This is a genomic window from Chryseobacterium sp. WLY505, assembly GCF_030846215.1.
Lineage (GTDB): Bacteria > Bacteroidota > Bacteroidia > Flavobacteriales > Weeksellaceae > Chryseobacterium.
This window is the reverse complement of the sequence record NZ_JAVCWI010000003.1, coordinates 218,496-232,355: the sequence shown is the minus strand read 5'-3', so window position 1 is coordinate 232,355 and position 13,860 is coordinate 218,496. Positions and strand designations below refer to the sequence as shown.

15 protein-coding genes are annotated in these 13,860 nt (G+C 36.5%); 8 read left to right on the top strand and 7 right to left on the bottom strand.

Annotated features, from left to right (window positions below; all coding sequences use genetic code 11):
* The first annotated feature begins 18 nt into the window (after nt 1-18).
* Nucleotides 19-762, top strand: coding sequence for a LytTR family DNA-binding domain-containing protein (locus tag RAH34_RS09555; protein ID WP_081906405.1), 744 nt, complete (start codon nt 19-21; stop codon nt 760-762).
* A 91-nt stretch (nt 763-853) separates the two neighbouring features.
* Here RAH34_RS09555 and RAH34_RS09550 read toward each other — a convergent pair whose 3' ends face one another.
* Both RAH34_RS09550 and RAH34_RS09545 read right to left on the bottom strand, forming a co-directional pair.
* A complete protein-coding gene (locus RAH34_RS09550; RefSeq protein WP_306595970.1) occupies nt 854-2,080 on the bottom strand; it encodes a DUF6051 family protein in 1,227 nt (408 codons plus the stop codon).
* A 208-nt stretch (nt 2,081-2,288) separates the two neighbouring features.
* Nucleotides 2,289-3,185 (bottom strand): hypothetical protein, encoded by an 897-nt coding sequence (locus RAH34_RS09545; RefSeq protein WP_306595969.1) that lies wholly within the window; start codon nt 3,183-3,185, stop codon nt 2,289-2,291.
* A 113-nt stretch (nt 3,186-3,298) separates the two neighbouring features.
* On the opposite strand from RAH34_RS09545, the gene RAH34_RS09540 reads away from it, so the two are divergent.
* Complete coding sequence (locus RAH34_RS09540; protein ID WP_306595968.1) at nt 3,299-4,036, top strand: hypothetical protein; 738 nt, start codon at nt 3,299-3,301, stop codon at nt 4,034-4,036.
* 14 nt (nt 4,037-4,050) lie between these two features.
* On the top strand, nt 4,051-4,401 hold the full coding sequence (locus RAH34_RS09535) for a hypothetical protein (RefSeq protein WP_306595967.1): 351 nt from the start codon (nt 4,051-4,053) through the stop codon (nt 4,399-4,401).
* A gap of 63 nt (nt 4,402-4,464) precedes the next feature.
* Here the strand turns inward: RAH34_RS09535 and RAH34_RS09530 are convergent, their stop codons facing one another.
* Together RAH34_RS09530 and mnmA are read right to left on the bottom strand one after the other, a co-directional pair.
* Nucleotides 4,465-4,674 (bottom strand): hypothetical protein, encoded by a 210-nt coding sequence (locus RAH34_RS09530; RefSeq protein WP_306595966.1) that lies wholly within the window; start codon nt 4,672-4,674, stop codon nt 4,465-4,467.
* A 141-nt stretch (nt 4,675-4,815) separates the two neighbouring features.
* A complete protein-coding gene (gene mnmA / locus RAH34_RS09525) occupies nt 4,816-6,003 on the bottom strand; it encodes a tRNA 2-thiouridine(34) synthase MnmA (RefSeq protein ID WP_306595965.1) in 1,188 nt (395 codons plus the stop codon).
* A 191-nt stretch (nt 6,004-6,194) separates the two neighbouring features.
* Between mnmA and RAH34_RS09520 the strand changes: the two genes are divergently transcribed.
* Nucleotides 6,195-6,722, top strand: coding sequence for a hypothetical protein (locus tag RAH34_RS09520; protein WP_306595964.1), 528 nt, complete (start codon nt 6,195-6,197; stop codon nt 6,720-6,722).
* A gap of 142 nt (nt 6,723-6,864) precedes the next feature.
* Here the strand turns inward: RAH34_RS09520 and RAH34_RS09515 are convergent, their stop codons facing one another.
* Entirely contained in the window at nt 6,865-9,399 is a 2,535-nt protein-coding gene (locus RAH34_RS09515; RefSeq protein WP_114819784.1) for an ATP-dependent Clp protease ATP-binding subunit, read from the bottom strand.
* Nucleotides 9,400-9,549: 150 nt separating this feature from the next.
* On the opposite strand from RAH34_RS09515, the gene RAH34_RS09510 reads away from it, so the two are divergent.
* Genes RAH34_RS09510 through RAH34_RS09495 form a run of 4 tightly spaced genes read left to right on the top strand, consistent with a single transcriptional unit; the run spans nt 9,550 to nt 12,309 of the window.
* Entirely contained in the window at nt 9,550-9,774 is a 225-nt protein-coding gene (locus tag RAH34_RS09510; protein ID WP_047426537.1) for a hypothetical protein, read from the top strand.
* Complete coding sequence (locus RAH34_RS09505; RefSeq protein ID WP_306595963.1) at nt 9,774-10,871, top strand: glycosyltransferase; 1,098 nt, start codon at nt 9,774-9,776, stop codon at nt 10,869-10,871. The genes RAH34_RS09510 and RAH34_RS09505 overlap by 1 nt, the downstream gene beginning before the upstream one ends.
* Before the next feature lie 44 nt (nt 10,872-10,915).
* Nucleotides 10,916-11,335: a SufE family protein gene (locus tag RAH34_RS09500; RefSeq protein ID WP_062672886.1), complete on the top strand. Its 420-nt coding sequence runs from the start codon at nt 10,916-10,918 to the stop codon at nt 11,333-11,335.
* Nucleotides 11,336-11,385: 50 nt separating this feature from the next.
* Nucleotides 11,386-12,309, top strand: coding sequence for a glycosyltransferase family 9 protein (locus RAH34_RS09495; RefSeq protein WP_114819785.1), 924 nt, complete (start codon nt 11,386-11,388; stop codon nt 12,307-12,309).
* On the opposite strand, the gene RAH34_RS09490 is transcribed toward RAH34_RS09495, so the two are convergent.
* Together RAH34_RS09490 and RAH34_RS09485 are read right to left on the bottom strand one after the other, a co-directional pair.
* Nucleotides 12,299-13,420 (bottom strand): hypothetical protein, encoded by a 1,122-nt coding sequence (locus RAH34_RS09490; protein WP_306595962.1) that lies wholly within the window; start codon nt 13,418-13,420, stop codon nt 12,299-12,301. The genes RAH34_RS09495 and RAH34_RS09490 overlap by 11 nt on opposite strands.
* A gap of 177 nt (nt 13,421-13,597) precedes the next feature.
* Entirely contained in the window at nt 13,598-13,858 is a 261-nt protein-coding gene (locus tag RAH34_RS09485; protein WP_306595961.1) for a hypothetical protein, read from the bottom strand.
* Nucleotides 13,859-13,860: the final 2 nt, after the last annotated feature.

Genomic DNA, 13,860 nt, shown 5'->3' with positions numbered 1-13,860 from the left:
AACCAAAACTTAAACTCAATGATCAAAACTGTCATTATCGAAGATGAAAAACCTGCTTCAAGGAAATTAGAGAGAATGTTGAATAACTTTCCTGAAATAGAGATCGTTGCCAAAATAGAATCAGTGGAAGAAGGTGTTGCCTGGTTTTCTGAAAACGAACATCCGCAGCTGATCTTTTCAGATATTGTTTTGGGTGACGGACTGTCTTTTGATATTTTTGAAAAAGCACCTACCAAAGGTTTCATTATCTATACGACAGCCTTTGACCAATATACCCTGAAAGCTTTTAAACTGAACAGCATTGATTATCTTTTAAAACCCATCCTTGATGAAGACCTGGAAGGAGCAGTGGAGAAATTTAAATCTTTCATTCCTGCCAATGACACCAATGGTTCTCAGGATATCAAACAGTTAATCCGAAAAGAAAAATCTACCCTTTCCAGAGTGCTGGTAAAAATAGGGTATAACCTTAAGATTATTCAGACTCACGAAATAAGCTGTTTTTTCAGTGAGAATAAAATCGTTTATCTTCAGACTGAAGACCGTACCTATCCGTCAGATTTTACGCTTGATGAGCTGGAAGATGTTCTGGATACAAAAAAGTTTTTCCGGGTGAACAGACAGTTTATTATCAGTTCAGATTATATTAAAAACATTCATACTTCGCCCTACTACAAAGTGGACCTTGAGTTTCAGCCTGAAGAGGAAATAACGGTCAGCAGAGATCGTGTAAAAGATTTTAAAGACTGGCTGGTCAGTTGATAACGACAAACTTAAAAAACAAACACCATGGATCTTATATTATTATTCTTTAAACTATTCCTGGCCCTATTTTATCCCTGAAAATCCATCATCAGGAATTATAGAAATCACTGGCAGATTGTACAAACTGGTGAAAAGCTTCTGTAATTTCTTTTGAATGCTTATGGGTAAGCGGAAATGGAACCATATGAGAGTATTCAAACGGGAAATCTTTGATTTCAATGTCTATATTAATATTCCTGTAGCCGCCCTGCAGTGTATTTAATGCTTCTATCGGAGGCGCAACACTGTCTTTTTCCAACACATAGGCTTTAATCTGAGATTGGATTTCCTGAATTCTTTCCTCTCTTTCCCTCTGAAAATAATTGTAGCGGAGCATTTTTTTGAACCAACTTTCCTGTGGATGTAAATCTTCATTCTGATAATGTTTCAGACGTGGATCCGATTTAAAATCAGAACTCAGCAATTCCGTAAAAACAGACTGCATTTTCACAGTGGCCTGAATATCCATGATGTATTTGGAGATTGGAAACATCCTGTCGATCGTCATTCCTCCACAAAAACAGAATACTTTTGATTGGGTAAAATAATCATGGGGATCAGCCATTTTGATAATTAACGCAAGAAATGATCCTATAGAATAGCCAAATAAATCCAGATTTGCTTCTGGAGAAATACTTTTGATTTTACCCTTTTTAATATCCTTTACCACTTCTGTGATATCAGAATAGGTTTGGAGGCCGGACCAGAAAATTCTTTGAGGATGAGCTTCGAGTCTGGAACTTATGGCAGCATTCACATAAGAGTAATTCATGTTTTCCGGATATTTTCTCTTCCTGAAATTAACGACTTCCATCATATGGTGACGGTCACTCCAGATAGGATCTGCACGATCCATATGAAATGCAATAGGAAATAAAATGATAGCCTTTTGTGTTCTTTGAGCCAGTTCATAGGCCCAAGGAAGATATTTATCCCATTTCTTTTCATTCAGTCCATGAAAGAAAAACAAAGCTCCTTCGGTTGTTTCTATATCTGCCCGCTTCAGGATATGATATTCAAATCTTTTATTGCATTCAATATCAAAATCTTTGATATCTACAGCGGGTTGGTTGTACAAGAGATAACCATTTTTGTTGATTTCGAGTGTTTGCTGATGTTTGTTGCAATGTTGATTTTCTGAGCCATAAAGAAGGTCACAAACCTTTGATTCAAAAGGGATTGATTCAATGCTTAGATTCAGTTCTTTAATTTCAACCTTTTCTTTTCCGGAATCAAAATGATTTTTCAAAACTTCATACAATTCATAATATTCCATAGCAAGACGATTGAAGGGTTCATATTTAAAATCATCAAGTTAGAGAATTATTGCGGTAATGGATTGATTTTTAAGGTTTAAATATATTCCAGGCATAAGAGAAATACAATAAACCCCGAAACAGTCTTATTCCGGGGCCGTGATATGGAGATTGATGATGATGTTTATTATTGAGTTTTTTGTATCCGATAATTTTTATTTCTTTTAACTATCTGTAATCTATTCTGTTAGATTCGGTGTCTTCAAGTTGTTTAACAATTGATTCAGGTATTTCATCACTGTCAATGGGAAAGCTGATGGAATCGGAAATAAAGGTTTTTCTGTCCGCTTTTCTGAAGATTTCAAACAAAGCAATCGGCTCCTGATTAAAACTAATGCACGTGCTTATGAAGTGGATTTCGTGGAGTTTATAGTCCGGGTTCTTAAGTTTTTCTTTAATATCCTTTATCCTTGAAATGAAATGCCTCTGACGAATAAAAGTATTGCTGTTCATGATAATAAAAACATAGTCAGAATAGGCGGTTACTTTTCCAAAGTATTTGTGATGATCACCACCGCTTCTTTCAATAAAATATTCTCCTGTGGTTTCCGACTTGTAAATTTCCATGGCAGAACGCCATATGCGGTCTTCTTTTGCCATCAAAGGATTGTCGGGCAGATTTCTGTTATAAGAATACCAGCAGCCTACTAAACGGTCTAAAAGTGCGGTATTCATATTGGCATTATTTATATCAATCCTCAGATCATTAAAATTGAATGCTTCCGTATTTGAATTTATAAAATCTATGTAATTGGAATACCCCAAGACCTTGACAATTAAACTCAGTTTGGCAAGGTTAGGTCTGCTTAAAACAGCATTGTCATTCTGTCTGAATTTTTTCAGTTTATTGATGATCAGATGTTCGTACAGATAATTCGCTCCCAGAAGATCTGGTTCTTTTTTGATCTCTTTTTCTGAATGATCATTGATAATCAGCTCATTCAGTTCAGTGCTTATATAAGACCATTCAGTTTTGGTAACATCTTCCCAATGGTTTTTCTTTAAAAATTGCCGGCTTAAGAAATTCATGAGTTTCTCAAGATGCAGGATATCTTCCTTTTTCATGGTGTGTATTTGTAAGACCAATTTAAGACTTTTTTCAAACCAAAAAAGATTTTTGAAAGACTTTTATATTGTGTAATCTATTGATATTTGAATAGAAAACAAAAATCAAAACAATGGAAACAAAAATGCTATTGCAAGATGAGTCCCTTTGGAACAGGATACAGGAATTTTCTCTGGATGCTCCCGGTGTCGAGTTCCCTTTCTCAAAAAAACTCGCAAAAGAAGAACGCTGGAGTCTTGATTTCGCCAAAAAAGCGATTGAAGAGTACAAAAAGTTTGTGTATCTCTGTTGTATTCTTCCCCATGGAGCTTCTCCAAGTAACATCGTTGACAAGGTTTGGCATATGCACCTGATCTACACCCAAAATTATTGGGAAGAATTCTGTCCGCATATTTTAAAAAAGCCACTTCATCATCATCCTTCGAAAGGTGGATTTGCAGAGAAAGAAAAACATCAGAACTGGTTTGAAGATACTTTAACAAGTTATCGGCAGATTTTCCGGCAAGAAGCACCCGAAGAAATCTGGAGAGAGAGTAGTAAAAAGTCAAAAGTACAATCCTGGCTGAGAAAAATGACCTTCTTTGCTCCCATATTTTTGTTACTGCTTTTATTTTCATGCACAGAAGGAGATAACTTTTCGGGGTTAATGGTTACTGCAGTTGTATTTGGGATTATTTTCATTCTGGGAACTATCGTTTCAATCATAGGAGATCAGGAAGTTTCTGACCCTAACAGAAAAGATAAGCAAAATAATGACGGAGGAAGTTGTGGCGGATCAAGCTGCAGCGGAGGCGGCGGTTGTGGAAGCGGCTGCGGTGGTTGTGGGGGATGCGGAGGCTGTGGAGGATAATAAAATTAATCATTATGAAAAAACTCATCATTCATTCACTGCCGGTAGTGATAAGTCTTATAGGGCTTATGGCAGTCCATCAGACATTTAATCCTGTTACTCTTAAAGGTCCAGACTTTCTGAGGTTTTATCTCATCCTGCTTCTCGGATTTTATGCTTCGCTTTTTATGCTGAATTTTTTGAAAGAAACCATTTCGGGAGCGACATTTTATTTCGCAGGATTTATTTTCTTGTTGGGAATTATCAAGCTTATCAGAGGTATCATGTTGGGAAAACCTGTTGGGTTTCTTGCTATGATCTTAATAGCAGAAGGTATTGTTACATTGATTTTTATCTCAGGTCATGTCAATGAAAAGATAAAGTAAAATTTATTTTTAAAAACAAACCCGAAACAAAAATGTTCCGGGCTTTATTATGTGTTGTTGATATTAAATATCTTTCTTTTCTTCTTTTGCGGGCTGATAGCCATATTTTCGAACCATAACGGAAGTCAGAACGACTAAAATAAGACTGATCGCGATATTGGAGTTTTCCGGATGTACAATGGCCTGATAAAGATTATAACCGAAAATAGAGGATACAATAGCAATCAGAATATTGTTTACATAAGCGTACTGGTTTTTTGAAGATGTTTTCATAGTAGTATTTTTTTTGTTATTTACTGAGTAAGTATGCCAACTTAAAAAACGTTACAGAAAATTTCAAAAAAATATTTTCTTTAAAAAAAAACATCTCAACTACCCGAATCCCGCACCCCGTAACCCGAATCTCAAAAACTCTTACGAAATCACGCCGCTGCCGATCAGTTCCTCATCGATATACCATGAAGCAAACTGTCCTTCAGCAATAGCAGACTGAAGTTCATCAAATTCAATATAAAAAGCATTCTCAAACTGATATAGAGTTGCTTTCTGCAAAGGCTGTCTGTATCTGAATCTGGCCATTACTTCCTTAGATCCTCCGTTTTGAAGTCTCAAATCTTCACGAACCCAGTGCAGTTCAGAATTATCTATTTTCAAAGCTTTTTTGTGAAGACCGGGGAAATGGCTTCCTTCTCCTACGAAAAGGATGTTGTTTTCCATATCTCTGGAGATGATAAAACAGCTTTCTTTGTGGCCGCCTATACCAAGCCCTTTACTTTGTCCGATCGTGAAAAACTGGGCTCCCTGATGTTTCCCGATTACTTTTCCGTCAGATTTTTTATAATTGATTTTTCTTGATAAAAATTCAAGTTCTTCTTCTTTGGATGAGAATTCAGGTTTTTCTTCCGAAAATAAAGGAGAATCCTTGAAAATTTCTACAATCTCACCTTCATTAGGTTTCAATTGCTGTTGTAAAAACTGGGGAAGACTTACTTTTCCGATAAAACATAATCCCTGAGAATCTTTTTTATCTGCTGTTACCAGTCCGATTTCTTTTGCAATTTCTCTTACCTGAGGCTTTGTAAGTTCTCCAATTGGGAATAACGCTTTTGAAAGCTGATCCTGACTTAGCTGGCAAAGGAAGTAAGACTGATCCTTATTATTGTCTTTTCCGGCCAGAAGATGGAAGATTTCTTTACCGTTTTCATCAAAAGTAGAATTTACCCTTGCATAATGTCCTGTAGCAACTTTATCTGCGCCCAAAGACATGGCAGTCTTCATAAACACATCGAATTTTACTTCTCTGTTACACAATACATCAGGGTTGGGAGTTCTGCCTTTTTCGTATTCGGCAAACATATAGTCAACGATACGCTCTTTGTAAAGTTCACTCATGTCTATCACCTGGAAAGGAATTCCAAGCTTTTGTGCTACCATAAGGGCATCGTTACTGTCCTCAATCCAGGGACATTCATCTTCAAGTGTTACGGAAGCATCGTTCCAGTTTCTCATAAATAAAGCCACTACCTCATGGCCTTGCTGCTGCAGCAAATACGCTGTAACACTAGAATCTACACCTCCGGAGAGGCCTACTACTACTTTCATTGTATTCAATTTTACGAAACTCTTAACGGGAGTTCTTAGTTTGATGCGGCAAAAATACAATTAAAAAATTCGTAAAAAAACCATAATTTTAAACATTGATAAAAACGATAGAGCTTTATGCTGTCTTTTTATCAACCCATCTGCAGATGGAAACAGATGTGAATATAATTGTAAGATCAAAAATATAACATATGAAAAAGTTTATTATTTCTATGATGCTGATAGCTTCAGGATCAGTTTTTTCCCAAATTTCTGTAGGAGCGCCCGTACAGGAAAACAGCAAATGGACTTTTGGAGGAGGCATTGGATTGGGATTTGGAAGTAACAGCGCCTTTAATCTGTCCGCTTCACCAAGAGTAGGTTACAGGTTTACCAATGATTTTGAAGGCGGAGTAATTGGAAGTGTTTCGTGGCAGACTTCTGATTATTATAAATCTACCATGTTTGGAGTCGGTCCTTTTGTCAATTATTATTTTGCCAGATCATTTTATGTGGGAGCCAACTATCAGCATTATTTTGTTGATTACAAGGATAAATACTACGATTATAAATACAATACGGAAGAAAATGCATTATACCTTGGAGGAGGATATATGCAGCGGATCGGAAACAATTCCTTCATGCAGCTGGGTTTAATGTACAACGTGCTTTGGAAACAGAATTCGAGTGTATTTTCCAGCGGTCTGATCCCGAATATTGGTTTTGTGGTAGGACTTTAATATTTAATTTATCAGTATCAATGGGCCTTAGCCCGTTTAATCAGAAACCAGAATTCATTCGGCTTCAGCTAAAGCTTATAAAACAAAAATCCCCGGGAAACTTCCCGGGGAATTTTTATTTGAAATTAAATTATTTATTTAATTAAGATTGAGAAGACTTTTCAGCCGATTTTTTCGCTTTCTGCGTTTTCCCGATCAATCCGTCTTTTGCTTCATTAAGATCAAGAACTACAGTTTCTCCTTCGCTCAATTGCTTGTTTACCAGCATTTCTGCCAATAAGTCCTCAATATATTTCTGGATGGCACGTTTCAATGGTCTTGCTCCGAAATCTTTATCCCATCCTTTTTCAGAAATAAAGTCTTTTGCTTCTTCAGTAAGATCTACTTTATATCCTAATTTTTCAAGTCTGCCATAAAGCTTGTTCAGTTCAATATCAATGATTTTCTTGATATCATCCTGTACAAGAGAGTTGAAGATCACAATATCATCAATTCTGTTTAAGAATTCCGGTGCAAATGCTTTTTTAAGGGCATTTTCAATCGTGCTTCTTGCTCTTGAATCTGAAGTTGTTTTCTTCGCAGAAGTTCCGAATCCTACACCGTCTCCAAAGTCTTTAAGATCTCTTGTTCCGATATTTGAAGTCAGAATAATGATGGTATTTCTAAAATCAATTTTTCTTCCTAAACTGTCTGTAACGTGTCCTTCATCCAAAATCTGCAACAGAATATTGAATACATCCGGGTGAGCTTTTTCAATCTCATCCAAAAGAACTACTGCATAAGGTTTTCTTCTTACCGCTTCTGTCAGCTGACCACCTTCTTCGTATCCAACGTATCCCGGAGGCGCACCAACCAATCTCGATACCGCGAATTTCTCCATGTATTCACTCATGTCAATTCTGATCAGTGATTCATCGGATTCGAATAGTTCTCTTGCCATTACTTTTGCCAATTCGGTTTTACCAACCCCGGTTGTTCCAAGGAAAATAAAGGTACCAATAGGGCGGTTAGGATCTTTAAGACCTGCTCTGTTTCTTTGAATAGCTTTCACTACTTTCTTCACAGCATCTTCCTGACCGATCACTTTTCCGTTCAGCTTCTCATCCATTTGGGCAAGTTTGTCAAGCTCGTTCTTACCGACTTTCGTTACAGGAACTCCGCTCATCATAGAAACCACTTCCGCTACATTTTCTTCCGTTACGGTTTCTTTTTTCTCTTTTACATCCTTATCCCATTTTTCCTGAGCAGCATTCAGTTCCATCTGAAGACGTTCTTCTTCATCTTTCAGCTTTCTTGCTTCAAGATAGTCCTGAGCTTTTACAGCTTTCTGTTTCAGTTCTTTGATCTCTTCGATTTTCTTTTCAAAATCAATGATTTCTGTAGGAACTTTCATGTTTTTAATATAAACACGGGATCCCGCTTCGTCCATAGCATCAATCGCTTTGTCCGGAAGGAAACGGTCTGTAATATATCTTGATGTCAGATTGACACAAGCCAGAATTGCCTCCGGAGTATAGATGACATTATGATGCTCTTCATATTTATCTTTGATCTGATTCAAGATCTGAACAGTTTCATCAATAGAAGTAGGTTCCACCATTACTTTCTGGAATCTTCTTTCTAAAGCTCCGTCTTTTTCAATATACTGACGGTACTCATCAAGGGTAGTAGCCCCGATGCATTGAATCTCACCTCTTGCTAAAGCCGGTTTGAACATATTGGAAGCATCTAAACTTCCCGTCGAACTTCCTGCTCCCACAATCGTATGTAGCTCATCAATAAATAAGATGACATCTCTGTTTTTCTCCAGTTCCGTCATAATGGCCTTCATTCTCTCCTCAAACTGACCACGGTACTTAGTTCCGGCAACTAAACTTGCCAGGTCTAATGTGATGACACGTTTTCCGTAAAGAACTCTCGACACTTTTTTCTGTTGAATTCTTAATGCTAAACCTTCAGCAATGGCAGATTTACCAACTCCAGGCTCCCCGATAAGAAGTGGGTTGTTTTTCTTTCTACGCGATAAGATCTGAGAAACTCTCTCAATTTCTTTTTCACGCCCGATTACCGGGTCCAGTTTTCCATCCCTTGCCAAAGAAGTAAGATCTCTACCAAAGTTATCCAATGTAGGGGTTTTACTTTTTGCAGAACCTAGATTTCCTGTAGGTTTTCTCATTTGCTCAAATTCCTCTCTCTCATCATCATCATCGTAAGCGCTCATCTGAGGAGACTGTCCTGAATTTTTAAGCATTGTCTGGTACTCTCTTGAAACTCCTTCGTAGTCGATGTCATAAGCTCCCAGAATATTTGAAGTAGGATCTTCATATTTATAAAGAATACCTAAAAGCAGGTGAACGGTATTAATTTCATTGCTTTTATATTGACGGCATTCTAACTCTGCACGTTTAATGGCATGGTCTGCCATCTTGGTGAAAGAAATATTGGTAACCTCTTCAGAAATAGGATTAAGACTTGCTGTATTTAAAGTTTCAATTTTTCTTCTGATTTGTGTTAAATCCGCATTAAGGTTTTGAAGGATTTCTTTTGCAGAGTTTTCCGTTTTTATAATACCTAAAAGTAGATGTTCTGTATTAAGAAATTCACTTTTCAGCCTTTTAGCTTCGCTTTTGCTTTGTTTGAACACCTGGCTCAAACCTTGTGAAAACTTATAATCCATAATATATCTCATTAGAACAAAGGCAACATTACCTTTTATTCATTATCTAAATTACAAATATTTTACCAAAAATCAATTAATGACTTTATGGCAGAAAAAAATTTATTATCTTATTGAAAATGATTAAGTTTGTAACCTTAAATTTTCCCCATGAATACTGAAATTACTAATTACATCGGCTATTCTGCTTCTCTTTTTATCGTATTGAGTTTCATACTGAAAGATGTAAGAAAAATCAGAGTGGTCAACATGATTGGCTGTTTTTGTTTTGTCATTTATGGTATCTTTAATGGAATGCTTTGGCCGGTTATTATACCCAACGGACTTATTTGTTTCATTCAGATTTATTATTTAATACTAGACAAGAAAGATTGATGAGGAAAAAAATTATTACTTCTGCTTTTAGTAATCTGTATACTGACCAACGGATAGAGAAGGTGTGCAAAACCCTTTTTGATAACGGATATTCCATTGAATTGATCGGTAACGACTGGGAAGGAAATGAAAAAATGGAGCGTCCTTATCCCTTTTCCAGAATAGGATTGAAGTCTAAAAGTTTAAAGACCGCTTATTTTGAGTTCAACTGGAAATTATACAAAGAACTGAAGAAAAAAGCGGACAAAGATACGATCCTTCATGCCAATGACATCGATGCACTTCTGCCAAATTATCTCATTGCCAGAAAACTGAACATTCCGTTAGTCTTTGACAGCCATGAAATTTTTACGGAAATGCCATCGGTTCAGAACAGATTTTCTCAGAAATTCTGGAGAGTTCTTGAAAGAAAACTGGTTCCTCATATGGAACTGATGATGACCGAAAGTGAAAGCTATGCTGAATGGTTTCATGAACAATATAATGTTAATCCGGTAGTGGTTAGAAATATTCCGAGAAAAATTCTTTCTGCACCGGAAATTCCTGAAAATCATCCTAAAATTATTTTGTATCAGGGAGCAATCAATCAATCCAGAGGAATAGAAAAGATGATTGTTGCCATGCATCATATTAAAGATGCTGTTCTGAAAATTGCAGGGGATGGTCCGAAGAAAAAAGAATATGAGGAACTTGTTATTCAGGAAAAGCTTCAGGATAAAGTATTTTTCCTGGGTAAACTGAAACCGGAAAACCTCAGGGAAATAACCAAAACGGTTGATGCAGGATTCAGTCTTGAAGAAAATAATGGGGTAAGCTACTATTATTCGCTTCCTAATAAAGTTTGTGACTATATCCAATCGAGAGTACCACTTGTCATGATTAATTTCCCGGAGATGCAAAGGATAAAAAATCAGTTTGATGTGGGAGAAATTATTCAGGATCATCAGCCTGAAACCATTGAGAAAGCAGTCAATCTTATTCTTCAGCGAGGAAGACAGCATTACCAAAGCGAATTAAATAAGGCAGCAGAGGTATTTTGCTGGGAGAATGAAGAGACGAAAATCCTCCAACTTTTTGAAAAAGCATCCTGTAAATAATTTTTACAAAATTGGTTATCTTTGCAAAAGAAATTTGATTTAAAATGACCATTAAAGAAAAACAGCAGGAAATAATAGATGAATTCGCTTTTCTTGAAGATTGGGAGCAAAAGTATGAGTACATCATTGATCTTGGAAAAGAGCTGAAAGGCTTGGCTGAAGATAAGAAAACAGAAGAAAATCTGATTAAAGGCTGCCAGAGCAAAGTTTGGATTGATGCTGAATTTAAAGATGGGAAGCTTTTCTTTAATGCAGATTCTGACGGTATTCTACCCAAAGGGATCGTTTCTCTTTTAGTAAGTATTTACAGTGGACATTCCACTCAGGAAATCCTGGATTCTGATTTTGATTTTATCGGAGAAATAGGACTACAGGAATTTCTTTCACCTTCCAGAGCTAACGGGCTTATGGCGATGACCAAGCAGATCAAGTTTTATGCAGTTGCTTACCAACTGAAATCATAACCGTGACCAGAATTTTAGCATATCGTTTTTCCGCATTCGGAGATGTTGCGATGACCGTACCTGTTTTCAGAGAATTTCTGGAGCAGAACCCCGGTGTGGAAATTATTATGGTCTCCAGAAAAAATTTTGAGGCTTTGTTTGCTGGAATTTCCAATGTAACTTTTAAGGGAATTGATCTGGATGACTACAAAGGTCTTTTCGGATTGAGAAAACTGAGTAACGAACTGATCCGGGAATTTAATCCGGATTGTATTGCCAACCTCCATGATGTAATCCGAACCAAGGTTTTAGACAGAATATATAGAAGAAAAGGGCTTAAAGTTTTTAAAATTAATAAAGGCAAAGAAGAAAAAGAACATCTTACGGATATCTGGAATCTGGAAAAGGTACAGCTGAAAAAAACAGTGGAACGTTATGCTGATGTCTTTCGTGAAATGGGATTCAAAGTTGAACTTTCTCATCAATTAAGACCGGTTTCAGAACAAAAATCAGGAATTGGGTTTGCTCCTTTTGCCCAGCATAAAGGAAAAATGCTTCCTTTGGAGAAATCCTATGAACTGGTAAGGATTCTGGCTCAGAAACATACAGTATATTTCTTTGGAGGAGGAAAAAAAGAAACGGAAACCCTTGAAAAGTGGGCAGAAGAGATTCCTAATACAAAAAACCTTGCCGGAACATTAAACCTTACAGAAGAACTCAGTCATATTGCCGGGCTGGAACTGATGATATCCATGGATTCTGCCAATATGCACCTTGCAAGTCTTGTAGGAACACGATGTGTTTCTATTTGGGGAGCTACTCATCCATATGCAGGATTTTTAGGATTCGGGCAGAGTGAAGAAGATGTTGTTCAGGTAAAAGACCTGAGCTGCAGGCCGTGTTCGGTTTTTGGAGATAAAGAATGTTACAGAGGCGACTGGGCATGTCTTGAAGAATTTAATATTCAAGGCGTGATAGACAGGGTTAATTTTTAAAAATAATCTTGACCATCTCATTAGCTTTAGCTTTATCAGAGTGGGTTTTTTCTAAAATTTCCTTTCTCTTTTCAGTATCATGATACTCTTTTTCAGCTGAGGTTACAATGTGTTGGCGAATTTCATTCATATCGGACCCAAACAGGCATACACTCTTCAAAACACGATCATCTGTGATATTTTCGTTGATAATGACAAAACGGCTGTTGTAAAGCGTATTAAACAGCTTCACCTTGGTTCCGGAATTCTGGTAAGAAATCAAAATATTGCCATGGGCATCTTCCAGAAGGCTATAAAGATTTTCTGTGGTTTGAATAGGAGTGAGGCTGATATTTTCAACTTCTGAAATTTTCCTTTTCATGTCTTCACTGGCACGATCGGAGGCTACAACCAGTTGATATTGCGGAAGCGTTTTAAATAAACCGATAGTCTCATTTAATGCTCTTTTATTGTCTGCAGTGCTGAGGTCTCCATGAAAAAGAAAATACTTTCCATTGGTGTCCAATTCCTTTACCGATTCATTACCGTGAAAGATATGTATCAGGTGTGCATTTTCCGAATAGGTTTCTACTTCACTATATTCCTTTTCAGACAGACAGAATACAGCTTCAAATTTCTTTAAAAGTTTTTTCTGATATCCGGAATACTTTAAAGATTCAATTTTATAGATGATCTTTTTAAATAGGTTCTTCTCAGACACAGAAAGACCTTTATAGTACTCCTTTTCGTTATTGTGATAACGGAGGTAGAGTTTGTGGTCATTCTCTCTCAAAAACCGTATAATTTGGGTGGTTTGTAAGCCTTCGAACAATATGGGAGCTTTGTCCTTCTCCAGATTTTTAAGCAGGCCTTCAGAATCTCTGATAGCAGCAGCAAAAGGTGTTGCTGAGAAATAGAGGAGTGGATTCTTTTTCTTTTGATAAAAAAATACATTTTCCGTCATCTCTTTGACTTCCGGATCTATCTTATGAGGGATTTGATCTACAAAACAGTGCAGGTGAATCTTTATTCCCAGATCAGATAAGGCCTTGATTTTATAGTACACATCAATAATCCCACCGTAAGAAGGAGGGTAGGGATAATTGAATGATATGAGATGGAGCTGCTTCACGCCTGGCGAATTCAATTGCAGGCAAAGGTATATAAATATAAGGAAAGTGGAGGAGAAGGTTTGTGATTTGCTTAGGACAGATTTTTAGATGTTGATGATTGCAAAATATATTTATAAAATACAAAACCATTCTTTACTATAATTCAAGAATGGTTTTATTTAGAAATATTAAGATATCTATTTGTCCAAAGGGAAAAGGTGTCTTACAAACTTCATGAGTTCTTCTATGGTTTTAAATTCTTTTTTAACATCAACCAACTTAACAAAATAGGTTAAGGTAATTATGCCATTTTCAAATATGATATTTGAAACTGTATTCATTAAGGGGTTTCTGTTTTCATCTTCAAGTGAAAAGAAAAGAATTTCTTTGTCTTGTATTTTGTGAATTATAGGTGAGTAACCTTCACTTTCTAATTCTTCTTTTATTAATTTTAACATAG

What these genes read in the sequence shown, in the direction of transcription:
- RAH34_RS09520 (WP_306595964.1), top strand. Translation starts at nt 6,195, where the DNA reads ATGAAAAAGTTTATTATTTCTATGATGCTGATAGCTTCAGGATCAGTT.
- RAH34_RS09535 (WP_306595967.1), top strand. Translation starts at nt 4,051, where the DNA reads ATGAAAAAACTCATCATTCATTCACTGCCGGTAGTGATAAGTCTTATA.
- RAH34_RS09545 (WP_306595969.1), bottom strand. Translation starts at nt 3,185, where the DNA reads ATGAAAAAGGAAGATATCCTGCATCTTGAGAAACTCATGAATTTCTTA.
- RAH34_RS09555 (WP_081906405.1), top strand. Translation starts at nt 19, where the DNA reads ATGATCAAAACTGTCATTATCGAAGATGAAAAACCTGCTTCAAGGAAA.
- RAH34_RS09485 (WP_306595961.1), bottom strand. Translation starts at nt 13,858, where the DNA reads ATGTTAAAATTAATAAAAGAAGAATTAGAAAGTGAAGGTTACTCACCT.
- RAH34_RS09510 (WP_047426537.1), top strand. Translation starts at nt 9,550, where the DNA reads ATGAATACTGAAATTACTAATTACATCGGCTATTCTGCTTCTCTTTTT.
- RAH34_RS09500 (WP_062672886.1), top strand. Translation starts at nt 10,916, where the DNA reads ATGACCATTAAAGAAAAACAGCAGGAAATAATAGATGAATTCGCTTTT.
- RAH34_RS09530 (WP_306595966.1), bottom strand. Translation starts at nt 4,674, where the DNA reads ATGAAAACATCTTCAAAAAACCAGTACGCTTATGTAAACAATATTCTG.
- RAH34_RS09505 (WP_306595963.1), top strand. Translation starts at nt 9,774, where the DNA reads ATGAGGAAAAAAATTATTACTTCTGCTTTTAGTAATCTGTATACTGAC.
- RAH34_RS09550 (WP_306595970.1), bottom strand. Translation starts at nt 2,080, where the DNA reads ATGGAATATTATGAATTGTATGAAGTTTTGAAAAATCATTTTGATTCC.
- RAH34_RS09515 (WP_114819784.1), bottom strand. Translation starts at nt 9,399, where the DNA reads ATGGATTATAAGTTTTCACAAGGTTTGAGCCAGGTGTTCAAACAAAGC.
- mnmA (WP_306595965.1), bottom strand. Translation starts at nt 6,003, where the DNA reads ATGAAAGTAGTAGTAGGCCTCTCCGGAGGTGTAGATTCTAGTGTTACA.
- RAH34_RS09495 (WP_114819785.1), top strand. Translation starts at nt 11,386, where the DNA reads ATGACCGTACCTGTTTTCAGAGAATTTCTGGAGCAGAACCCCGGTGTG.
- RAH34_RS09540 (WP_306595968.1), top strand. Translation starts at nt 3,299, where the DNA reads ATGGAAACAAAAATGCTATTGCAAGATGAGTCCCTTTGGAACAGGATA.